General features: G+C 71.6%; 16 protein-coding genes. 8 read left to right on the top strand and 8 right to left on the bottom strand.

Annotated elements, in window-relative coordinates:
• Positions 1-72 precede the first annotated feature (72 nt).
• Entirely contained in the window at positions 73-597 is a 525-nt protein-coding gene (gene purE, locus ACIRS4_RS31840; RefSeq protein ID WP_404202622.1) for a 5-(carboxyamino)imidazole ribonucleotide mutase, read from the top strand.
• 5 nt (positions 598-602) lie between these two features.
• On the top strand, positions 603-1,781 hold the full coding sequence (locus tag ACIRS4_RS31835; protein ID WP_404202620.1) for a dipeptidase: 1,179 nt from the start codon (positions 603-605) through the stop codon (positions 1,779-1,781).
• A 200-nt stretch (positions 1,782-1,981) separates the two neighbouring features.
• Here ACIRS4_RS31835 and ACIRS4_RS31830 read toward each other — a convergent pair whose 3' ends face one another.
• Positions 1,982-3,325 (bottom strand): UDP-glucose dehydrogenase family protein, encoded by a 1,344-nt coding sequence (locus tag ACIRS4_RS31830; protein ID WP_404202618.1) that lies wholly within the window; start codon positions 3,323-3,325, stop codon positions 1,982-1,984.
• Positions 3,326-3,526: 201 nt separating this feature from the next.
• On the opposite strand from ACIRS4_RS31830, the gene ACIRS4_RS31825 reads away from it, so the two are divergent.
• Entirely contained in the window at positions 3,527-4,684 is a 1,158-nt protein-coding gene (locus ACIRS4_RS31825) for an acyl-CoA dehydrogenase (protein ID WP_404202616.1), read from the top strand.
• 135 nt (positions 4,685-4,819) lie between these two features.
• Here the strand turns inward: ACIRS4_RS31825 and ACIRS4_RS31820 are convergent, their stop codons facing one another.
• On the bottom strand, positions 4,820-7,669 hold the full coding sequence (locus ACIRS4_RS31820; protein ID WP_404202614.1) for a fibronectin type III domain-containing protein: 2,850 nt from the start codon (positions 7,667-7,669) through the stop codon (positions 4,820-4,822).
• Positions 7,670-8,048: 379 nt separating this feature from the next.
• Here ACIRS4_RS31820 and ACIRS4_RS31815 point away from each other — a divergent pair, with 379 nt between their 5' ends.
• Positions 8,049-8,411 (top strand): four-helix bundle copper-binding protein, encoded by a 363-nt coding sequence (locus tag ACIRS4_RS31815; RefSeq protein ID WP_404202613.1) that lies wholly within the window; start codon positions 8,049-8,051, stop codon positions 8,409-8,411.
• Between the two features lie 63 nt (positions 8,412-8,474).
• Here ACIRS4_RS31815 and ACIRS4_RS31810 read toward each other — a convergent pair whose 3' ends face one another.
• On the bottom strand, positions 8,475-9,752 hold the full coding sequence (locus ACIRS4_RS31810) for an LCP family protein (protein WP_404202612.1): 1,278 nt from the start codon (positions 9,750-9,752) through the stop codon (positions 8,475-8,477).
• 120 nt (positions 9,753-9,872) lie between these two features.
• Here ACIRS4_RS31810 and ACIRS4_RS31805 point away from each other — a divergent pair, with 120 nt between their 5' ends.
• Positions 9,873-10,430, top strand: coding sequence for an acyl-CoA thioesterase (locus ACIRS4_RS31805; RefSeq protein WP_404202610.1), 558 nt, complete (start codon positions 9,873-9,875; stop codon positions 10,428-10,430).
• Between the two features lie 54 nt (positions 10,431-10,484).
• Here the strand turns inward: ACIRS4_RS31805 and ACIRS4_RS31800 are convergent, their stop codons facing one another.
• Entirely contained in the window at positions 10,485-11,960 is a 1,476-nt protein-coding gene (locus ACIRS4_RS31800; RefSeq protein WP_404202608.1) for an LCP family protein, read from the bottom strand.
• A 132-nt stretch (positions 11,961-12,092) separates the two neighbouring features.
• Between ACIRS4_RS31800 and ACIRS4_RS31795 the strand changes: the two genes are divergently transcribed.
• The gene (locus ACIRS4_RS31795) at positions 12,093-13,136 is read left to right on the top strand and encodes a glycosyltransferase family 2 protein (RefSeq protein ID WP_404202606.1); all 1,044 of its coding nucleotides are present in this window, start codon (positions 12,093-12,095) and stop codon (positions 13,134-13,136) included.
• Between the two features lie 18 nt (positions 13,137-13,154).
• On the opposite strand, the gene ACIRS4_RS31790 is transcribed toward ACIRS4_RS31795, so the two are convergent.
• The 4 genes from ACIRS4_RS31790 to ACIRS4_RS31775 all read right to left on the bottom strand — a co-directional run bounded on the left by ACIRS4_RS31790 (position 13,155) and on the right by ACIRS4_RS31775 (position 19,180).
• A complete protein-coding gene (locus ACIRS4_RS31790) occupies positions 13,155-14,924 on the bottom strand; it encodes an LCP family protein (RefSeq protein ID WP_404202604.1) in 1,770 nt (589 codons plus the stop codon).
• A 95-nt stretch (positions 14,925-15,019) separates the two neighbouring features.
• The gene (locus tag ACIRS4_RS31785) at positions 15,020-16,783 is read right to left on the bottom strand and encodes an LCP family protein (RefSeq protein ID WP_404202602.1); all 1,764 of its coding nucleotides are present in this window, start codon (positions 16,781-16,783) and stop codon (positions 15,020-15,022) included.
• Between the two features lie 266 nt (positions 16,784-17,049).
• Positions 17,050-18,249, bottom strand: coding sequence for an LCP family protein (locus ACIRS4_RS31780; RefSeq protein ID WP_404202600.1), 1,200 nt, complete (start codon positions 18,247-18,249; stop codon positions 17,050-17,052).
• Between the two features lie 166 nt (positions 18,250-18,415).
• Positions 18,416-19,180, bottom strand: a complete 765-nt coding sequence (locus ACIRS4_RS31775; protein WP_404202598.1) for a TIGR03089 family protein — start codon at positions 19,178-19,180, stop codon at positions 18,416-18,418.
• Positions 19,181-19,308: 128 nt separating this feature from the next.
• Between ACIRS4_RS31775 and ACIRS4_RS31770 the strand changes: the two genes are divergently transcribed.
• Together ACIRS4_RS31770 and ACIRS4_RS31765 are read left to right on the top strand one after the other, a co-directional pair.
• Entirely contained in the window at positions 19,309-20,700 is a 1,392-nt protein-coding gene (locus tag ACIRS4_RS31770; protein WP_404202596.1) for a peptidoglycan recognition protein, read from the top strand.
• Positions 20,701-20,855: 155 nt separating this feature from the next.
• Positions 20,856-21,938 (top strand): sugar phosphate nucleotidyltransferase, encoded by a 1,083-nt coding sequence (locus ACIRS4_RS31765; RefSeq protein WP_404202594.1) that lies wholly within the window; start codon positions 20,856-20,858, stop codon positions 21,936-21,938.
• Positions 21,939-22,002 lie beyond the last annotated feature (64 nt).

Genomic DNA, 22,002 nt, shown 5'->3' with positions numbered 1-22,002 from the left:
GACTGTTCCCACGTTCGAGCCGGGCCCCCGAACCGCTTGGCCATGGCCGAGAAGGTATTCAAGGAGATTGAGATGAGCCCCGTTGTTGGCATCGTCATGGGTTCGGACAGCGACTGGCCCGTCATGGAGGCCGCCGCCAAGGCCCTCGACGAGTTCGAGATCGCGTACGAGGTCGACGTAGTCTCCGCGCACCGCATGCCCCGCGAGATGATCACGTACGGCGAGCAGGCCGCCGACCGCGGACTCAAGGCGATCATCGCGGGCGCCGGCGGAGCCGCCCACCTCCCCGGCATGCTCGCCTCCGTCACCCCGCTGCCCGTCATCGGCGTGCCCGTGCCGCTGAAGTACCTCGACGGCATGGACTCCCTGCTGTCCATCGTGCAGATGCCGGCCGGCGTCCCCGTCGCCACCGTCTCCGTCGCCGGCGCCCGCAACGCCGGCCTGCTCGCCGCCCGCATCCTCGCCACGCACGACGAGGACCTGCTCGCCCGTATGCGCGACTTCCAGCAGGAACTCAACGACCAGGCCACCGAGAAGGGCAAACGCCTGCGCAACAAGGTCGAGGGCTCCGGCAGCGGCTTCGGCTTCGGGAAGTGACGGCCGTGAGCACTGTGGAGACCGCCCGGGAACTGCTGCGCGAGTTCCCGGTCGTCGACGGGCACAACGACCTGCCGTGGGCCCTGCGCGAACAGGTGGCCTACGACCTCGACGCCCGCGACATCGCCGGCGACCAGCGCGCCCACCTGCACACCGACCTGCCCCGGCTGCGCGAGGGCGGCGTCGGCGCCCAGTACTGGTCGGTGTACGTGCGCGCCGACCTGCCCGACGCGGTCCCCGCCACGCTGGAGCAGATCGACTGCGTACGGCGGCTCGTCGACCGCCACCCCGAGCACCTCCGGGCCGCGCTGACCGCCGCCGACATGGAGGCGGCCCGCACCGAGGGCCGGATCGCCTCCCTCATGGGCGCGGAGGGCGGCCACTCCATCGCCAACTCCCTGGGCACCCTGCGCGGACTGTACGCGCTCGGCGTGCGCTACATGACCCTCACCCACAACGACAACGTGGACTGGGCCGACTCCGCGACCGACGTGCCCAAGGCCGGCGGCCTGACCGCGTTCGGCCGAGAGGTCGTACGGGAGATGAACCGGCTCGGCATGCTCGTCGACCTCTCCCACGTGGCGGCGACGACCATGCGCGACGCGCTGGACGCCACGTCCGCGCCGGTGATCTTCTCCCACTCCTCCTCACGCGCGGTCTGCGACCACCCCCGCAACATCCCCGACGACGTCCTCGAACGCCTCCCCGCCAACGGCGGCATGGCGATGGTGACGTTCGTGCCGAAGTTCGTCCTGCAGGCCGCCGTGGACTGGACGGCCGCCGCCGACGACAACATGCGCGCCCACGGCTTCCACCACCTCGACACCACCGCCGAGGCGATGAAGGTGCACCGCGCCTTCGAGGAGCGCACCCCGCGCCCCGTCGCCACGGTCTCCACGGTCGCCGACCACCTGGACCACATGCGCGAGGTCGCCGGCATCGACCATCTCGGCATCGGCGGCGACTACGACGGCACCGCCTTCACCCCCGACGGCCTCGGCGACGTCTCCGGCTACCCGAACCTCGTCGCGGAACTGCTGGACCGCGGCTGGTCCAAGCCCGACCTGGCGAAGCTGACCTGGCAGAACGCTGTCCGCGTCCTCGGTGCGGCGGAGGACGTGGCCCGCGACCTGCGCGCCACACGGGCGCCCTCGAACGCCACCATCGACCGACTGGACGGCTGAGGCGGGCCGGTAAGCCCTTTCTCATCCGGCCTCCCGCACAGGGCTTCACCCCGCACGCGCCGTCCGCATACGGCAGAATGCAGCCAGACGCCGGTTCGGCCGACTGAGCCTCGGCCGAACCGGCGTCGCCCGCGCCCCGCGCCGATCGTCCCGGACGGTGGAGCCGTCGGACGGTGTCGGTCCTCGGACGGTGCCCGCCGTCAGGCGGTCGGGCGTCCCATCGCCCGGTACGTCCAGCCGGCCTTGCGCCACAGCTCCGGGTCGAGCGCGTTGCGCCCGTCGAGGATCAGCCGGGCCGCCGCCGCCTCGCCCAGCGCCGCCGGGTCCAGCTCGCGGAACTCCCGCCACTCGGTGAGATGCAGCACGATGTCCGCCCCCCGCACCGCCTCCAGGGCCGTCTCGGCGTAACCCAGCGTCGGGAAGACCCGGCGGGCGTTCTCCATGCCCTTCGGGTCGTACACCGTCACCTGGCCGCCCTGGAGATGGATCTGCCCGGCGACGTTCAGCGCGGGCGAGTCCCGCACGTCGTCCGAGTCCGGCTTGAACGTCGCGCCCAGCACGGCGACCCGCCGGCCGAGGAAGGGACCGCCGCCGAGCGCCTCCCGCGCCAGCTCGACCATCTGACCGCGCTGGCGCATGTTGATCGAGTCGATCTCGCGCAGGAAGGTCAGCGCCTGGTCGGCCCCCAGCTCGCCGGCGCGCGCCATGAACGCGCGGATGTCCTTGGGCAGACAGCCCCCGCCGAAGCCGATCCCGGCCCGCAGGAACTTCTTCCCGATCCGGTCGTCGTGACCGATCGCCTCCGCGAGCTTGGCCACGTCACCGCCCGCCGCCTCGCACACCTCCGCCATGGCGTTGATGAAGGAGATCTTGGTGGCGAGGAAGGAGTTCGCCGACGTCTTCACCAGTTCGGCGGTCGGGAAGTCGGTCACCAGGAACGGCGAGCCCTCCGCGACCGGCCCCGCGTACACCTCCCGCAGCAGCTTCTCGGCCCGCTCGCTGCGCACCCCGACGACGATCCGGTCCGGGTGCAGCGTGTCCTCGACGGCGAAGCCCTCCCGCAGGAACTCCGGGTTCCACGCCAGTTCGGCGTCCTCGCCGGCGGGCGCCAGCCGGGCGACGGTCTCGGCGAGCCGGTCGGCGGAGCCCACCGGCACGGTCGACTTGCCGACGACCAGGGCGGGCCCGTGCAGATGCGGCGCGAGGGAGGCGATCGCCGACTCGACGTAGGACATGTCACACGCGTACTCGCCGTGCTTCTGCGGAGTGTTCACGCAGACGAAGTGCACATCGCCGAAGGCGCCGGCCTCGGCGTAGTCCTGGGTGAAGCGCAGCCGCCCGGTGGATCCCTCGAACCCGGCGACGTGCCGGCGCAGCAGCTCCTGGAGCCCCGGCTCGTACATCGGGGTCTCGCCCCGCTCCAGCATCTCGATCTTCTCGCGCACGATGTCCAGGGCGAGCACCTCGAAGCCCAGTTCCGCCATGGCCGCGGCGTGCGTGGCGCCGAGATAACCGGTGCCGATCACGGTGATCTTGAGGGCCATGGACGTGCTCCTGAAGCGAGGGGGGACCGGACGGGCAACGAGCATAGTCGGGGCGTACCCGGCCCTCGGACCGGGCAGAACGCAGCCGGGGCCGCCCTGTCGCCAAGCTCACGTGTCCAGCAGGACGGGCGGGCCACTAAAATTCGAGTTACTTAACGGTAATTAGCGAGATCACCCCAGCTTCGTGGAGCGTGAGAGACCTTGGCCGGATCGGCTGACTTCGACCTGTACCGCCCGTCGGAGGAGCACGCCATGCTCCGCGACGTCGTCCGCTCACTGGCCGAGGCGAAGATCGCCCCGTTCGCCGCCGCGGTGGACGAGGAGGCCCGCTTCCCGCAGGAGGCCCTCGACGCGCTGGTCGCGGGCGACCTGCACGCGGTGCACGTGCCCGAGGAGTACGGCGGCGCGGGCGCCGACGCCCTCGCCACGGTCATCGTCATCGAGGAGGTGGCCCGCGCGTGCGTGTCCTCCTCCCTCATCCCGGCGGTGAACAAGCTGGGCTCCCTGCCGGTGATCCTCTCCGGCTCCGAGGACCTGAAGAAGAAGTACCTGTCGCCGCTGGCCAAGGGCGACGCGATGTTCTCGTACTGCCTCTCCGAGCCGGAGGCGGGCTCGGACGCGGCCGGCATGAAGACCCGGGCGGTCCGTGACGGCGACCACTGGATCCTCAACGGCGTGAAGCGCTGGATCACCAACGCGGGCGTCTCCGAGTACTACACGGTCATGGCGGTCACCGACCCGGCCAAGCGCTCCAAGGGCATCTCCGCCTTCGTCGTCGAGAAGTCCGACCCGGGCGTCTCCTTCGGCGCCCCGGAGAAGAAGCTCGGCATCAAGGGCTCCCCCACCCGCGAGGTCTACTTCGACAACGTCCGCATCCCCGCGGACCGCATGATCGGCGAGGAGGGCACCGGCTTCGCCACCGCCATGGCGACCCTGGACCACACCCGCATCACCATCGCCGCCCAGGCCCTCGGCGTCGCCCAGGGCGCGTTCGACTACGCCAAGGGCTACGTCCAGGAGCGCAAGCAGTTCGGCAAGCCCATCGCCGACTTCCAGGGCATCCAGTTCATGCTGGCCGACATGGCCATGAAGATCGAGGCCGCCCGCCAGCTGACCTACGCGGCCGCCGCCAAGTCCGAGCGCGGCGACAGCGACCTCACCTTCCAGGGCGCGGCCGCCAAGTGCTTCGCCTCGGACGTCGCGATGGAGGTCACCACCGACGCCGTCCAGCTCCTCGGCGGCTACGGCTACACCCGCGACTACCCGGTCGAGCGGATGATGCGCGACGCGAAGATCACGCAGATTTATGAGGGCACGAACCAGGTTCAGCGGATCGTGATGGCCCGCAACCTGCCTTAGCAGGGTTTTTGCAGGAGAACACAGCCCCCGGCGCGCTGGCCGGGGGCTGTCGTCGTACGTGATCAGGCGAGGGCGGGGTGGCGGCCCCGTGTACGGCCGGGCCTCAGCCCTCGCGCACGGAGCCGCCACCCGTTCTCAGCCCGCCGGTACGGCGGCGAGGTCACCCGCCGTCGAGCGGGCGCGCTGGGCGTCCCGCAGGGCCGCGGCCAGCTCCGCCGCGCCCTTCTCCAGGATCGACGCGGTCGACGGCGACACGCCCACGCCCGTGCCCGACGGCGGTTCGCCGCTACCCACGCCCGTGCCCGACGGCGGTTCGCCGCTACCCACGCCCGTGCCCGACGGCGGTTCGCCACCGCCTACGCCCGTGCCCGACGGCGGTTCGCCGCTACCCACGCCCGTGCCCGACGGCGGTTCGCCGCCGCCCACGCCCGTGCCCGACGGCGGGTTCGGGAGGGAGACGCAGTCCGACCTGGGGGACTCGGCCGCGCCGTTGATCGCGGTCACGCAGAACTCGAAGTTCCAGTAGCCGGGGAACAGGAAGGCGATGCCCCGGCCGGTGTCCTCGGTGACGTACTCGTCGGACGTGAAGGCGCCGCCCTCGGTGACGTTCCGTACCCAGACCCGGTATCCGGCGGCCTCCTTCGAACCCTTCCAGTCCAGCTGGACGGTCGTGGGATCGACGGCCGTGGCCTTCAGGTCCGTCGGCTTGGGCGGCGTGCCCGCACCGACGGTGACCGAGCGGGCCACGCCGGGCATGCCGCCGCCCGCCCGGTTCCAGGTGGCCACCGCGACGAGGTAGCGGTGGCCGGGTTTCAGATCGTCGACGTGCGCCGACCTCCCCTTGACCGCCGTGCTCTGGAAGAACGCGCCGGGGGTGTCCTTGTCCCAGAGGATGATCTCGTAGCGGTCGATCGTGTCCGTGTGCGGGCCCTTCGGGGCGTCCCAGGACACGTCGACGCCCCTGGCGGTGGCACGGGTGACGATCTTCTCGGGCGGGGCCGCGGTTTCGGGGTCCGCGACCGCGCTGACCGTCGGGGACCACGCGGACGTGCCGTCGTCACCGTTGTCGGTGCGGACCTGGTACTCCCACTTCCAGCCGTCCATGGTCCAGGTCGTGTCGAAACGGTTCGCCGCGACCGGCAGCTCGCTCCACACGGCGTTGCCCGCGATCCGGCTGCGGACGGTGTAGCCGTGGGCGCCGAAGACCGGCTGCCAGGTCACCCTGATCCCGCTCGGGACGGCCTCGGCGACGAGACCGGACACGGCGGGCGTCGGCCGGGCAGGGACCGTGCGGGGAGCGTCGGGCACGAACCTTCCGATCCCGAAGCGCCGGTGCAGGGTCTGCTCGAAGGCCCGCGCGATCTGGAACTCGCCCAGGGCATTGGGGTGCAGACCGTCGTACGCCGCCGGACACGCCTTGGCGGCACAGTCGTACGAGCCCGCCCAGTCGACCGACTCCACCCGGGAGGTTTGGGTGCTCCAGGACGGGATCGCCCTGGCGAGCATGTCGTTGTACGCGGCGGTCGTGACGGGCAGGTCCTCACGGCCCCCGATGGCGGACCGCTGGGGGACGTTGGCCACGGCGAACCGCAGGTCGGGTTTGGCGGCGCGCGCGTTGTCGACCAGGGTCTTGACGCTGTCGAGCGTGCCCTGGGCGCCGCTGACGAACCACCCCATGTCATTGAACCCGAGGCCGACGAGCAGCAGATCGGGCCTGTACTGCGTGACCATCGAGCCGATCAGCTTCTTGTCCTGGGCCGCCTGGCGTCCCCAGACCGCGAAGTGGTCGCTGTCGAAGTCCTCGTCCACCCCGGCGGCGTACCGGCCCGAGACGGGCGGATTCTCGACGGAGGGGTGGGTGGGGGGCTCGCCCTGGAGCGGCGGCACGGCGGGGCCGACGGGGTCGGGACGGTTCCTGGTCCCCTTGTACGGGCCGACGAAGTCGACCTCGACGTGCTGGCTCTTGAACCACTGCCACAACCGGTAGCGCCAGGTCCAGTCGCCCTCGTCGCCCTGGGACATGGAGTCGCCCACGACCATCACCCGAAGGGGAGTGGCGGTCCCGCTGATCCCCCGTAGCCGTTCGAGGGCCTCCAGGAGCTTCGGCCCCATCCCCGCCATGCTTCCGGCCATGAACGTGAGCACGTCGCCGAAGGCCTTGAGCTTGGTGGCGAAGTGCCGCAGGGAGACCTGGACCTTCGTGATCAGAGAGGTGGTGCCGGCGGCGGCCCAGTTCATCAGCTGTCCGGCGAAGGCCCCGCCGACCGCGCCCCACATCGCGACGGCCAACGCCTCCTTCCAGACCTCGGCGTCGCCGAGCGACCTGTCGTCGAAGTAGGCGTTCATGAGCTCGCCGACGAGCGCGCCGAGCGCGCCGCCCACGGCTCCGCACACCGGGGCGGCCGCGGGCGCCCCGACGTTGAAGGCGAGCAGGCACACCGCCGAGGACGCGATGGTGATGCCCAGGGAGACGCCGGCGGCGATCCACTTCTGCCACCAGTTCGCCGCGGTGCCGATGTCGCCCGCCGGGGCGATCAGCACGATGCTGTCGTCGACGGCGTGGACCTGCCCGTCGAAGTCGGGGCCTCCTCCCTGCGGCGGGTAGACCCCGACGCTGTCGCGCCGGGCGCGCTTGGCGAACGACTCCGCCAGGCTCATCCCCGCGCGCTGGTCGGCACGCGTCTCCTCGACCAGCGTCCTGGCCAGGTCGCGTGCCTGTTGGCGGCGTTCCGGCACGTGGAACTCGAAGGCCATGACGAGGTCGCCGTCGCTCTTCGCGAGCGGGCGAAGGGCCCCCGCGTCCTGCGCGCAGCCCATGCGCAGGGTCACGGGCCCGCCGTCGCCGGAATCGGCGGTGAAGGAAGTGCCGTGTGCGGCGCACGCCTTGACCGGCGCGGCCTCGGGGCCCTGGGCCGCGGCGGGCTCGGCGGCCGTGGTGAACATCAGCGCCAGTGACACCAGCAGCACCAGTATTCCGTCACTCACGGAGCGTCGCGCCCCGCGTCTCTTCCGTAACATTCCTGAAGTGCGCACGTCGGCGCTCCCTTCGAATTCCTTGGGGGCGGACTCCGACAGGCGCGTGAACAGCGCTTCTCACGGGCGTTCCGCCCGGCCGCGGGTCCTGGATCGACAACGCTGTCGATCTTTCCGCCTGAGCGGGCCGCCCCACAACGAGCTCCGAGCGCAAGAAATGGGGCAGCACCGGGCGCGCCGCCGAGTGGGCCCTGGGTGTCCCGGGAGCGCCGCCGCGTTCCCTCTGATCGTTCGTGTGCGCCCGATGGCGGGGTGGGCTCACCAGGCGTACGACGGAAGGGCAGGTGCGGGGTCCGCGTGTGCGGGTCCCGCCTGACCTTCAGGAGGAGCCATGACCCAGCCCGGAACCATGCCGGCCATGAGCAGGGAGATGCAGGACTGCCTCGAGGCGTGCATGGCCTGCCACAACATGTGCGAGGAGACCATGAACTCCTGCATGCAGATGGGCGGACAGGCCCAGATGCAGGTCATGCGTGCGCTCATGGACTGCTCCGAGACGACCCGTATGTGCGCCGACATGATGATGCGGCGCTCGCCCATGGCGGCCGAGATGTGCGGGCTGTGCGCCAGGGCGTGCGACATGTGTGCCGAGGCGTGTATGTCCATGCCCGACGATCAGCAGATGATGCGCTGCGCCGACGCCTGTCGCCGCTGCGCCGACATGTGCCGTGCGATGGCGGGCGCGACGATGTGAGCCGTCCCGTACGCGACCGAGGGCGCCCCGGGGAATCCGGGGCGCCCTCGCGTGCGTGGAAGCTCAGTTGCCGGAGACGGTCACCTTCTCGTCGTTCTTCAGTTCCTTGACCAGCTGCTGCACCTTGGTCTTGTCCCAGACGAGGTTGCCGCCGGTGGAGCCGGAGATCGGCATGTTCATCGACTTGCCGTCGCCGCCGCTGACGCCCTTCATCGCCCAGAACATCGACCCCAGGTCGTACAGGCCCATGTCCTTGTCGACGATCAGGGAGTCCAGGCCCGCGCCCATGGTCGGGTAGAGCTTGAACGGGTTGAGGATCGTGCCCGGGGTGGCGACCTGGCCCGCGAGGGCGGACAGGAACTTCTGCTGGTTCTTCGTGCGGTCCAGGTCGGAGCCGGCGAGCGCGTAGCGGGTGCGGACGAAGGCGAGGGCCTGCTGCCCGTCCAGGGTCTGCTTGCCCTTCTTGAAGTCGGCGCCGGACTTGGTGTCCTTGATGTCCTGCGGGATGTCCATCTCGACGCCGCCGACCGCGTCGACGATGTTGGCGAAGCCGGCGAAGCCGATCTCGACGTAGTGGTCGATGCGCAGGCCGGTGTTGAACTCGACGGTGCGCACCAGCAGCTCGGGGCCGTCCTCCGCGTAGGCCGCGTTGAGTTTCACGTGCCGGCCGGTGGCCTTGTAGGTCTTGCCGGAGTCGGAGCCCACGAAGGACGGTATCTCCACGTCGGAGTCGCGGGGCAGCGAGACCAGGGTGTCGCCGTTGGAGCCGGTGTGCAGGATCATCATCGAGTCGGTCCGCTTGCCCTCGGCGGAGCCGGTGTGCAGCTTCTTCTTGTCCTCGGCGGTCATGCCCGCGCGGCTGTCGGAGCCGACGATCAGGTAGTTGGTGCCCTCGCCCGCCTCCGGCCGGTCGATGACCTTCGACAGGTCGACCTCGCGGTGCAGCTTGGAGTCCGCCCAGAAGTACGTGCCGACGGTCGTCACCACCAGCACCGTGACGAGGCTGATCGCCGTCCACTTGATGCGGCGCCGCCAGTTCGGCGCGGGACGCGGGTCGCTGTATCTCCCGGGGCCGCCGCCGTCGGACCCGCCGCCCCCGTAGACCTGGCCCGTGTTGTAGCCGCTGTCGTATCCGGTGTTCCTCGCGTCGGTGTAGTCGCCGTATCCCTGGCCGTCGACGTACGACGGCTGCTGCGGGACGCCGGGGCTGTTCGGCGGGGCTGCGGGGCCACGGCGGACCTGCCGCATGACGCGCGCGCTCTCCGGCTGTGCGTTCGCGCTGCCGCTTCCGTACCGGTTGCCGCGGTCGTCGTCCGACCGTCCCTCGGGCCACTCGTTCATGCGGACCAGTGTGCAGGGCACAGCGGTGTGCCTTACAAGGGGCGTCGGAGAATCAGGGCCCCGCTGTTGCCAAGCTGACACAAAATCCCGGCTCGTCCGCCTCGGCATAGGGTGGAGGACATGACAGACCAGGTCACCGCAGTGGACTCGGGCAGCTCGGACATCCCGGGTAAGCCCACGTCCGCGTCCCGCACCACGCTCAGCCACATCATGACGCACAACGACACCAACCTGCTGGGGACGGTGCACGGCGGGGTGATCATGAAGCTCGTCGACGACGCCGCGGGGGCCGTGGCCGGCCGGCACTCGGGCGGGCCCGCCGTCACCGCGTCCATGGACGAGATGGCGTTCCTGGAGCCGGTCCGCGTCGGCGACCTGGTCCATGTGAAGGCACAGGTGAACTGGACCGGCCGGACCTCCATGGAGGTGGGCGTGCGGGTCATGGCCGAACGGTGGAACGAGTCCGCCCCGGCCACCCAGGTCGGCTCGGCCTACCTCGTCTTCGCCGCCGTCGACGCCGACGGCAAGCCGCGCCGGGTGCCGCCGGTCCTCCCGGAGACCGACCGCGACCGGCGGCGCTGCCAGGAGGCCCAGATCCGCCGCACCCACCGGCTGGCCCGCCGCCGCGCGATCATGGACCTGCGCGCCCGCCGGGCCGCGGAGGGGTTCGAGGACTGACACGGTCGTGTCCGAGCCCGTGAGCCGGCGTCCCGCCCGGAGCGGGGCGCCCGCTCAGGAGCAGTCCACCTCGTCGCCCCGCACCACTGTCGACTCGCCCGGTTCCGGGGCGGCGGCGCGTACCTTGCGGACCTCGCGGAAGTCCGTGCCCACCGTCACCTTCAGCGTGGGGCCCAGCCCGGGGACCGGGCGCAGGGCGCTGCCGGGGAGGGCGGCGGCCAGGGAGCGGGCGGAGCGGTCCCAGCGGGGGTCGTAGCTGATGACCGTCCGCGCGACGGCCCGGTCGGGGGCGGGGGTCGGACGGCCGGTGGCGCGGAAGCCGGTGGCCGCGAGGTCCCGGTCGACCCGCTTGGCCAGGCCCGGCGTGGGCGTGCCGTTCTCGACCTGGACGCTGATCTGCTGCGGGGGCACATCGACGGAGGCGACCGGGGCGGGGGGCTCGGGGGCGGCGGAGGCGAGCGGCTTGTCCTCGCGCAGCAGCCTGAAGACGCGCTCCGCTTTGGCGGTGTCCCACTTCAGGGTCGAGCCGATGCCCTTCACGACGTGCCCCATCTCACCGACCGGGACGGTCGTGAACTCCGAGGAGGCCGGGGAGAACGTACGCATCGCCCGGCCGAGATCGAGCAGCTCGTCCGCGCCGAAGTCGCGGTCGGCCCGTACGGAGCCGAGCGCGGCGCGGGCCACGTCCCGGAATCTCAGCGGGTTCAGCAGCAGGCCGGAGGAGGTGGCGCGGTCGACGAGGGCGGCCAGGAAGCGCTGCTGGCGCTTCATCCGGCCGAGGTCGGAGGCGGCGTCGAGGTGCCGGGAGCGCACGTACTGCAGGGCGGCGCCGCCGGTCAGGGTGTGCGTGCCGGGCGGGAGGTCCAGCCCGGTGTAGGTGTCCCTCAGGGGCCGGGTGGTGCACACCTTGACCCCGCCGAGGGCGTCGACCGTCCGCATGAAGCTGGTGAAGTCGACCTCCAGGTAGTGGTCGATCTTGACCCGGGTCATGCGCTCGACCGTCCGCACGGTGAGCTGCGGGCCGCCCTCCGCGTACGCCGCGTTGATCTTGAGGGGGTGGCCGTGGTGCGGGCGGCCGCTCAGCTGGTCGACGTGCGCGGGCGTCTCGGCGTACGAGTCGCGCGGCAGGCTGACCACGCTCGCCCGCTCCCGGTCCTCCGAGATGTGCAGGATCATGATCGTGTCGGTGCAGTGGCAGGGCGCTCCGCCCAGCCGGTAGCGCCGGCGCTCCGCCTCCGTGACGCGGTCGCGGCCGTCGGTGCCGACGAGCAGCACGTTCATGCCGTGACCGGCCTGCGGGCGGTTCTTCATGTCCTTGAAGGCGTCGACGCGGACGATGTTCGCGTCGAGGCTGCTGACCACCGAGTGGCCGATGCCGGCCGAGGCGAGGATCACGACCGAGAGGGTCGTCGCCGCCCGCATGGCCCAGCGCGGGCGTCTGCGCCGGACGGGCGAACGCGCCGCGCGCCGCGGGGGCTGCGGGCGGCGTGCGGGCCGGGAGGCGGGGGACCGGGGCGGGGTGGGGGGCATGCGGGACACCTCCGGGCTGCGGCCGTACGAGGGGGAACCGTGAGCACCGTAGGCCCATACGATCTGTAGCCCGGCGTACCGCCACCGGCGGGGCGCACCGGTGTCCCCCGTTCGCGGTAACGTGAGGGCCTTATGAACGCCAAGTCCGACGTGCAGCTCCCCGCCGTGTCCGTCATCATGCCCGTCCTCAACGAGGAGCGGCATCTGCGCGGAGCCGTCCAAGCGATCCTCGCGCAGGAGTACGCCGGCGAGATGGAGGTCGTGATCGCCCTCGGTCCGTCCACGGACCGCACGGACGAGATCGCCGCCGAGCTCGTGGCCGAGACCGCCTCCCTGGGCAGCAAGCGGGTGCACACCGTGCCCAATCCCACGGGCCGTACGCCCGCCGCGCTCAACGCCGCGATCAAGGCCTCCCGGCATCCGGTGGTGGTCCGGGTCGACGGGCACGGGATGCTCTCCCCGGACTACATCGCCACCGCGGTGCGCCTGCTGGAGGAGACCGGCGCGCAGAACGTGGGCGGGATCATGCACGCCGAGGGCGAGAACGACTGGGAGCGGGCCGTCGCCGCCGCGATGACCTCGAAGATCGGCGTCGGCAACGCGGCGTTCCACACCGGCGGCCAGGCGGGTCCCGCCGAGACGGTGTACCTCGGGGTGTTCCGGCGTGAGGCGCTGGAGCGGCAGGGCGGCTACAACGAGGAGTTCATCCGCGCCCAGGACTGGGAGCTGAACTTCCGTATCCGGGAGGCCGGCGGGCTGATCTGGTTCTCGCCCGAGCTGAGGGTGTCCTACCGGCCGCGGCCCACCGTGAAGGCGCTGGCCAAGCAGTACAAGGACTACGGGCGCTGGCGGCACGTCGTCGCCCGCTACCACGCGGGCTCGATCAACCTGCGCTATCTGGCCCCGCCGACGGCGGTGTGCGCGATCGCGGCCGGTGTGCTCGTCGGCGTGTCGGTGACGCCGGCCGGTTTCGTGATCCCGGCCGGCTACCTCGCGGCGATCGTCGCGGGGTCGGCGCCGGCCGGGAAGGGCCTGCCGCTGAAGGCGCGGCTGCGGATTCCCGTGGCCCTCGCCACCATGCACATGTCGTGGGGGTACGGCTTCCTGACCAGCCCGAGGGCGCTGGCGAGGAAGGTCATCGCCTCCCGCCGGCCGGCGGTCCTCAGCGCCACCTAGCGCCGTGCCGGGCCCGGGCTACCAGCTGTAGGCCGGGTCCACGTGCATGCACTGGCTGGTGTCGGCGGCGTTCATCGCTTCCGCCGACGTCGGCGTGTTGTCGTCCTCCTCGGCCTTCTGTTCCCCCTTGGGCGGGGCGTAGGCGGAGCCCGAGCGCCAGTCCGCCCCGACGTAGAGGGTGACGCCGGTGACGTCGGTGGACCTCTTGACCTGGCTCCTGGGGATGCCGAGCGCCTCGGCGACCCGTTCGGCGTCGCCCTGGAGGTCGGCGCTCGGGTAGCGGATCACGGTCTGTTTCTCGGAGGTGGCCGTCGAGGTGTCCGCCACGGCGCCGGTGAAGCCCTTGCCGGCCAGCAGCTGCGTGACCGTGGCCGCCCGTCCGCGGGCCGCGGCCCGGCCGTCGCCGCGGGTGCTGTTGTGGACCTGCACCGCGATGTCGCCGTCCGGGGCGGCCCTGTCGGTGACCGTGGGCGAGGGGCTCGCGGTGGTGGCGGTGGCGGGGGGTTTCCTGGCGTTCTTGCCGTCGAGGGCGATGTCCTCGCGCACCAGCCGGAACAGCTTCGCCGCGTCCTCGGTGGGCACGACCCGGGGGCCCGAGTAGCGGTTGGGCATCGTCGTCATGGTGATGCGCTCGGTGGGGACCTTCTGCAGCTCGGTGGCCAGGTCGTACATCCTGGTGATGGTGTCCAGGCCGTCGTCCACGGTGATCGCCCGGGTGGCGGCCTCGGCGAGCTTGCGCAGCGCGTTGGGGTTGGTCAGCTTCGCCTCGGACCGCAGCTGACGGACCATCGAGTTCATGTACATGTGCTGTGCCTTGGCGCGGGCGAGGTCGGTGTCGTCCTCGAAGCCGTAGCGGGTGCGCAGCCACTGCAAGGCCTGGCGGCCCTTGACGGAGTGCGTGCCCTCCGGCAGCCGCAGGCCGGAGCCCTTGCCGTCGCGGGTGTGCGAGTAGACGCTGGCGTCGACGCACACCGGGACGCCGCCGATGGCGTCGGCCATCGACACGACCCCGGAGAAGTCGATCATCATGAAGTGGTCGATGTGGATGTCGGTGAGCTTCTCCCAGGTGGCCACGGTGCAGCCCGGCCCGCCGCGCCCCAGCGAGACGTTGGTCATCTCGTTCCTCAGCGCCGCGTACTCGTGCCCGTCGTCGGGGTCCGTGCACTTGGGGATGTCGAGCAGCGTGTCGCGCGGCATGCTGATCACCGACATGTTGCTGCGGTCCGCGGAGACGTGCAGCAGCATCTGCACGTCGGCCAGCGGGGGGCCGTCGAAGGTGTCCTTGGCGCCGCCGAGCTTCTGGTTCTCGGCGGTGTTGCGGGCGTCGGAGCCGATGAGCAGGATGTTCAGCGGTTTCTGCCCGGCGGCGTTGGCCGTCGGTTCGGCCGCGCGGTCCTTGGCGTCGCCCAGGTTGAGGTCGTCGCTCTTGATGTTGCCGTTGAGATGCTCGTAGTAGAGGTATCCGGCCCCCGCGCCGCCGAGTATGACGATCGCCAGGAGCGTCGCCGACCAGCGCAGCACGCGCCGTCTGCGCCGTCTGCGGTCGGGACCGCTGCCGGCTCTGGGCCCCCCGCCGTCACCGCCGTCGCCGTCGTCCCCCCGGCCGTCGCCGCCGTCACCACCGTCGTTGCCGCCCGCTTCGGCGGGGGCGTCCCCGGCCGCGTCGCGGTCGCCGGCCGCCGTCTCGATGCCGCCCGTCGCCGGCCCCTGGCCGTCCGCCGCCCCGACGTGGTCCGCCACCGCCGCCTTGGCCGCCGACTCCTCGGCCTCGGCCGTGTTCGACCGCACACTGCTCCGCGCCACTTCCCCTGCCCTCCCCGCCCTGCGCCTGACACGGGCCCGTCCCGCGTCAAGTCAGACGCACGACGGGCCCGCAGGGTTACCTACTTGGCGCACTTGACCTTGTCCGCGGTGGACTTCTGAACGGAGTCCGGCACCTTGGTCGGAGTCGTGAGCGAGACGCCCGCGCCCTTGAAGTCCTTGCCCAGCGTCAGCGTCATCGTCGGCAGACCCTGGGCGTTCTGGACGCTCTTGCCCGGCTTGAGCGCGGCCCCCGACAGCCCCATCACGGCGGCGAGCTTGCGCGCCTGGGGGGCCTGGTCGGGCGCGTACTCGAGCGTCGTCGTGCCGAGCGGTGCGGGGGCGTTGCCCGCGTTCTCCGACTTCGTGATGCCCTTGGTGTTCTGCAGCCAGGTCAGCGTCTCCTGCGCGCTGCCGGCGGGGGCCCCGCCGTTCATGACCTGCACGCGCACCTCGGAGGCCGCGGACTGGGGGCCCTTGAGCCGGGCCGCCGCGGCCGCCGCCGCCGCGTCCTTGGAGGCCTGCGCCTGCTGCTTCACCTCGGTGAACGACACGTCGTCGCGGATCATCTGGAAGACGGTGGGGGCGGTCGACGCGTTGAGCACGACGGTCGCCTTCACCTTCTCCGCCGGGTTGTCGACCACCGGGACCGTGGCGAAGGTCAGGTTCTCGGTGTTGAGCTTGCCCAGCTCCAGACCCAGGTCCTTCAGCTTGTCGATGCTCTTGAGCTGCCTGTCGACGGTGAGCGCCTTGGTGCCCGCCTCCGCCAGCCCGATCATCTTGCCGGGGCTGGTGAGGGTGTCGTTCGACTTCAGCTTGCGCATCAGCGAGCTGAGGAACTGCTGCTGGATGTCGATCCGGCTCAGGTCGCCGCCGAAGCCCACCGAGTGCCGGGTGCGCACGTACGCGAGCGCCTGCTCGCCCGCGATGACGTGCGTGCCCTTGGACAGCTTCAGATGCGAGTCCGGGTCGTCGATGTCCTTGGCCAGGCACACCTCGACCCCGCCGACCGCCGTGGTCAGCGTCTTGACCGCGTTGAAGTCGGCCACCATGAAGTTGTCCGGGGTGACCCCGGTCAGCTCGGTCACGGTGCGCATGGTGCAGCTGGGCGTACGACCGTCCTGGCCGAGGCTGGTGTTGAAACGGGCGTTCTGCGTGCCCGGGATGACCTTGGTGGAGCCGTCCTCCTGCTCGGTCTGGCAGTCCGGGATGTCCACCATCAGGTCGCGCGGGATGCTCAACGCCGTCGCGTTGGTGCGGTCCTTTGAGACGTGCAGCAGGATCGTGGTGTCGGCGTGGCCGACGCTGCCGGAGTCGCCGTAGCCCTCGTTGCCCGAACCGGTGCGCTTGTCGGTGCCGATCAGCAGAAGGTTGATCGCCTTGTCCTTGCTGAAGCCGCCGGTGCTCGCGCCGTCGTCGGAGACGGACGTGATGTTGCCGTTGAGATGCTCCAGATACAGGTAGGCCGCGCCCGCGGTGCCCACCAGGACGAACGCCATCGTCCCGCCGGTCCACAGCAGGATCTTCTTCGCCTTCGACTTCCGCACCGGCCGGCGTCCGCGCCGGTTCGGCGGCTCCTCCGGCACACCGCGGCGCCTACGCGGCCCGGGAAGCTGCTCCGCGAGCTGCTCCGAGCTCTGCGGGGCCTGCCGGTCCGGCGCCTGTGTACGGCTGCGGACCGCTCCTGCGGCTCCCGCCGCACGGGAGGCGGATCTACGAGGTCCGGGCACCGCCGACTGCGGTGCGGAATGACTCAGTCGCAGTTCGTATTCACCGGTGTCCGGATTGAGTACCCACTGGTCTGCGGGATCGATGTTGTCCGCCCGCCCACGGCCTTGCGCGTCCACGGTTGTCCGAATCCTCCGTCGGGGCCACGCGGCGCCTTCCCCCCTCAGAGGCGCTCGGGTCTCGGTCACACAGTGCACGACCCCAGGACGGTCCTCTGGCCCGGTGCACCGGATCGCTCACACTATCCGCCCAGTTCAGCGTCGGGCGACGACGGTGACAAATTCCACTTCCCCACAATCGGGCAATTCGTTCTATTTCCTTGAACTGTTGTTCGCGGAACCGCCTCACTTGGCAAGCGCTTTACCGCGCGGTCGCCACGGGGCGCTCACGCACAGAGGTCCTGGGCGGCGGTGTTCCCGCTGAACGTGGGCGCGGGCGGCGACGGCGACCGGTACGCACCGTGGTCGGGCGACTGCGCAGGGGTGTGGTTCCGGCCGCTTCCCCGCGGCCCCTGGGCGACTCCGGGCCCGACTGTGCGTGCGACGGACACAGGAGCGTCTCTGCGCAGCCGCTCGAACAACTCTTCCGCCTCGGGCTCCACGAGTTGGTCGCGATTGGCGTTGCCCGCGTACGACTCCCGGGGAACGGTCAGGAACTGCACCCGTTCCGTGGGGATCTCCCGCAGACCGCGCACGAGTTCGTAGAGTCCGCGCAGACTCGCCAGCTCGGGATCGGTGGTGAGGGAGGACGTGGCCGCGTCCAGCACCGGATACAGCTTCGCCGGGTTCAGCAGAACGTCATTGCCACGCACCTTGCTGACCAGCGCCCCCAGGAACAGCTGCTGCCGCTCCATCCGGTCGGTGTCGCTGCCGTCGCCGAGGGACTTGCGGGCGCGCACGAACCCGAGGGCCTGCTCCCCGTCAAGCGTCACCCGCCCCGCCGGCAGCCACAGCTTGGCCGCCTTGTCGTGGATCGGCTCCTTCAGGCACACCTGCACCCCGTCCAGCGCCTCCACCATCTCCTTGAACCCGCTGAAGTCGACGACGACGTGGTGGTCGACGCGGATCCCCGTCAGCTTCTCCACCGTCCGGATGGTGCAGGCGGAGCCGCCCGTCTGAAAGGCGTAGTTGAACATCGCGAACACCGGTTCGGTCCGCGATCCGTCCCGCCGCCGGCAGCCGGGCACGTCGACCATGAGATCCCGGGGGATCGACACCGCCGTCGCGCTGCGCCGCCCGGCGGCCAGATGCAGCAGGATCGTCGTGTCCGACCGCTCCGTGCCCGAGTCCCGCCCGTAGGCGCCGTTGCCGTCGCCGGAGCGCGAGTCCGACCCGATCAGCAGGATGTTCCGAGCGTCCTTCACCAGCGCGGTCGGCCGCTCGCTCTCGTACCGGGCGAGTTCCGCCGCGGCCGCCTCGTCGGGCGTGATGTTCCCGTCGAGCAGCGCGTACACCACCCACCCCGCCACCCCCGCCCCCACGACCACCACTCCCACGGCCCCCGCCCCGACCCGCCCCCACCACCGCCGGCGCCGCCGCCGAAGGCCCACGCCGGACGCGGAGGCCCCAGCCGTCTCACCCACCACGACCCACCCCTCCTCCCGGCCGACTCCGAACACCCCGACCCCTCGACGATGGCCCCCGTCGTACGGGGGTGGGGGGCGGGGCTGGGCCGAACGGGTGACGGGGGAGAGGCGAGGGGCGACACCCCTCGCCGGGGGCACGGGGCGGCCCTGTCGGTTTTCCGCGGGCTCAGGACCCCGCGCGCACCACCGTCACCCGCTCACTCTCGATCCGCGCGGTCACGGCTTCCTCCCCCGCCCGCGACAGATTCGGGCACAGCACCACGGACCCCCCGCTGGCCAACGGCGCGTACAGCCCCGCGCTCAGCCCCTCCCAGGTGTCGTACGCCAGCCCGGACAGCAACCGAGACCCAGGCCCCGTCAGGCCGAGCCCGCCCGCGTCCCCCCGCGCCCGCTCCACCAGCTCCGCGCCCGTGTACTCGGCCCCGGCGACGATCAGCGCCGGCTCCTCCGGATCGACCGCCGTGTACGGCGTGAACCGGTCGCCGTGACCGGGCACGTCCACGGCGTAGTCGGCGTACCCCTGCGGAGGCCCCGGCACGAACCGCCGCCCCAGCGGCGCCAGCGACAGCGCGTACCGCTCCCCCCGGCAGGCGAGCCCCTCCTCGAAGCGGCCGGGCCCGGCCACCACGACGTCCGCCCGCGCCGCGTCCCCCGCCACGTCCGCGATCACGCCGACCGACGAACACGCCAGCAGCCACACCGCCGTCTGCCAGTGCGCGGGCAGCAGCAGCGCGACCCGGTCGCCGGGTTCGACGGACAGGCCGTCCTGGAGGAGGTTCGAGGTCTTGGCCACCCAATTGGCGAAGGTGGCCACGGACAATTCGACCCGTTCGCCGGTGGCATCGTCGTAGAAGGTCACCAGCGGGCGCGCTGGATCCGCGGCGAGCGCGGAACGCAGCAGGTCGGCAGGGGTGCGATCGGTGGCGTTCACCCGCGCAAGCGTACGCGCCGCACACGCCGAACACCCGCCCTGACACCACCGGTTCGGCCGAACGCCGCCGACGGCCCGTCACCTGCCCGAGGTGGCAGACCGGTACCGCTGTGCACAGCATCAGTGCCATGCGTGGATTGCTTGCTACCTCGATCGGTGTCACCTGCGCGGCGTCCCTCGCCCTCCCGTTGACGCCGTCCGCCACCGCGGTGACGGCGCGACCGGCGCCGACCGCGGAGACGGCGACCTCCGCGGCCCTGGCCACGAGCCCCGCCGCCCCGCTCCCGGGCAGCACCCAATCGCTGCCCCTGACCCCCCTCACCCGCGACCGGGCCCGCGCCGGCGCCAGCGCCGAACAGGGCGTGTCCCGCCGGGACGTACGCCCGTTCTCCCTCCTCGGCATCGTCTGGGACGACCCGGACGCCGAACTGCACGGCCGCGTCCAGGTCCGTACCCGTGACGCCAAGTCCCGCGCCTGGTCCGGCTGGCAGGACGTGGAGACCCACAACGCCGACCACGGCGCCGACCCGGACGCCGCCGAACGCTCCTCGGGCCGTGTCCGCGGCGCCACCGCCCCCCTGTGGGTGGGCGACTCCGACGGCGTCGAACTCCGTGTCAGATCCGCCACGGGCCACCGTACGGAGGACACCGCGCGCGGCGTCCGCACCGCGGCGTCGACCGCCCCGCTCCCGGCGGGCCTGAGCCTCGAACTCGTCGACCCGGGCACCGCCGCCCCGGCCCCCGCCCCCGCCACCCGGGCACTGACGTCCCGGGCCGCCGCGCCCGGGACCGCCGCGGCGGCCGAGGCCTCCGCAGCCACCGAGATCCCCGCCCTGAACCGCGAGGCGACCGAACGCGACCTCCTCGCCCACCCCGGAGCCCCGCTGTCGCCGGGGCAGCGGGCGGCGAAGCCCTACATCGGCCCCCGCCCGAGCATCGTCACCCGCCGCGGCTGGGGCGCCGACGAGTCGCTGCGGGAGAGCGGCTTCCGCTACACGACGACGGTCAAGGCGGCCTTCGTGCACCACACCGCCTCGGGCAACAACTACACGTGCGCCCAGGCCCCGTCCGTCATCCGCGGCATCTACCGCTACCACGTCAAGAGCCTGGGCTGGCGGGACATCGGCTACAACTTCCTCGTCGACAAGTGCGGAACCCTCTACGAGGGCCGCGCCGGAGGAGTGACGAAGGCGGTCATGGGCGCCCACACCCTCGGCTTCAACAGCAACAGCATGGGCATCGCCGCCATCGGCACCTACACCAGCGCCAAGCCGTCCGCCGCGACGGTGAAGGCCATCGCCAGTCTGACGGCGTGGAAGTTGGGTCTCTTCGGGGGCAATCCGAACGGAAAGACATACCTGAAGTCAGGCGGTGGCAATCTGTACGCAAAAGGTAAGAACGTACGACTGAACGTGATCTCCGGTCACCGGGACGGCTTCGCCACGGAATGCCCAGGACGGCAGCTCTACGGCAAGCTCGGCTCGGCCCGTACGACGGCGGCGCGCTACCAGGGGCGCTGAGGTCGGCCCGGGACGCCCGGGCCGGGCCCTTCACCGGGTCCCGGCCCGGGCGGACCCATGCGGACGCACATCCGTCGAAGTTGCCGCACGAGGTCTGCATACACTGGCCGGCCGAAAGAAAGTTCGGCCGGTCCCGGCAGGAAGCAGAGACGAAGGTGACAGAAGCGATCCTCCTGGTCGGCGGCAAGGGCACCCGGCTGCGCCCACTCACGGTGCACACGCCCAAACCGATGGTCAGAGCAGCGGGGGTGCCGTTCCTGACGCACCAACTGGCGCGGGCCAGAGCGGCGGGCGTGGAGCACATCGTCCTCGCGACGAGCTATCTGGCGGAGGTCTTCGAGCCGTACTTCGGCGACGGCGCGTCGATGGGCCTGCACATCGAGTACGTCACCGAGGAGGAGCCCCTCGGCACCGGTGGCGCGATCCGCAACGTCGCGTCGCGGCTGCACTCGGGCCCCGACGACCCGGTGCTCGTCTTCAACGGCGACATCCTCACCGGCCTGGACATCCGCAGGCTCGTCTCCACCCACGCCACGACCGGGGCGGACGTCTCCCTGCACCTCACCAAGGTGACCGACCCGCGCGCCTACGGACTGGTCCCCACCGACGACTCGGGCAGGGTGCTGGCGTTCCTGGAGAAGCCCCAGACGCCCGAGGAGATCGTCACCGACCAGATCAACGCGGGCGCGTACGTCTTCCGCCGCTCGGTCATCGACACCATCCCGCTCGACCGGCCGGTGTCGGTGGAGCGCGAGACGTTCCCCGGCCTCCTCGAAGCCGGCGCCCACCTCCAGGGCATGGTCGACTCGACGTACTGGCTGGACCTCGGCACGCCCGCGGCCTTCGTCCGCGGCTCCGCCGACCTCGTCCTCGGCCGCGCCCCGTCCCCGGCGCTGCCCGGCCGCTGCGGCGACCGCCTGATCCTGCCGACGGCCACGGTCGCCCCCGACGCCAAGCTGACCGGCGGCACGGTGGTCGGCGAGGGCGCCTTCGTCGCGGAGGGCGCGCGCGTCTTCGGCTCGACGATCCTGCCCGGCGCCGTCATCGAGCCCGGCGCGGTCATCACCGACTCCCTGATCGGCACCCGGGCCCGCGTCGGCGAACGCTCCGTCCTGACCGGCACGGTCATCGGCGACGACGCGGTCATCGGCGCGGACAACGAACTCCGCGACGGCGCGAGGATCTGGTGCAACGCGGAGATCCCGGCGGGAGCGGTCCGCTTCTCCTCGGACCAGTAGACGCCCGAAGCCCCGGCCGGCCGTCCCGTACGGGACGGGCAGGGGCGGTGGGGGCGGTGAGGCC

Source organism: Streptomyces sp. NPDC101166 (assembly GCF_044768125.1).
Lineage (GTDB): Bacteria > Actinomycetota > Actinomycetes > Streptomycetales > Streptomycetaceae > Streptomyces.
The sequence above is the reverse complement of the archived record's forward strand: the minus strand, read 5'-3'. Positions and strand labels throughout refer to the sequence as shown.

Coding starts and splice junctions, on each gene's coding strand:
- purE (WP_404202622.1), top strand. CDS start 73: ATGAGCCCCGTTGTTGGCATCGTCATGGGTTCGGACAGCGACTGGCCC.
- ACIRS4_RS31795 (WP_404202606.1), top strand. CDS start 12,093: ATGAACGCCAAGTCCGACGTGCAGCTCCCCGCCGTGTCCGTCATCATG.
- ACIRS4_RS31805 (WP_404202610.1), top strand. CDS start 9,873: ATGACAGACCAGGTCACCGCAGTGGACTCGGGCAGCTCGGACATCCCG.
- ACIRS4_RS31800 (WP_404202608.1), bottom strand. CDS start 11,960: ATGCCCCCCACCCCGCCCCGGTCCCCCGCCTCCCGGCCCGCACGCCGC.
- ACIRS4_RS31770 (WP_404202596.1), top strand. CDS start 19,309: ATGCGTGGATTGCTTGCTACCTCGATCGGTGTCACCTGCGCGGCGTCC.
- ACIRS4_RS31830 (WP_404202618.1), bottom strand. CDS start 3,325: ATGGCCCTCAAGATCACCGTGATCGGCACCGGTTATCTCGGCGCCACG.
- ACIRS4_RS31815 (WP_404202613.1), top strand. CDS start 8,049: ATGACCCAGCCCGGAACCATGCCGGCCATGAGCAGGGAGATGCAGGAC.
- ACIRS4_RS31810 (WP_404202612.1), bottom strand. CDS start 9,752: ATGAACGAGTGGCCCGAGGGACGGTCGGACGACGACCGCGGCAACCGG.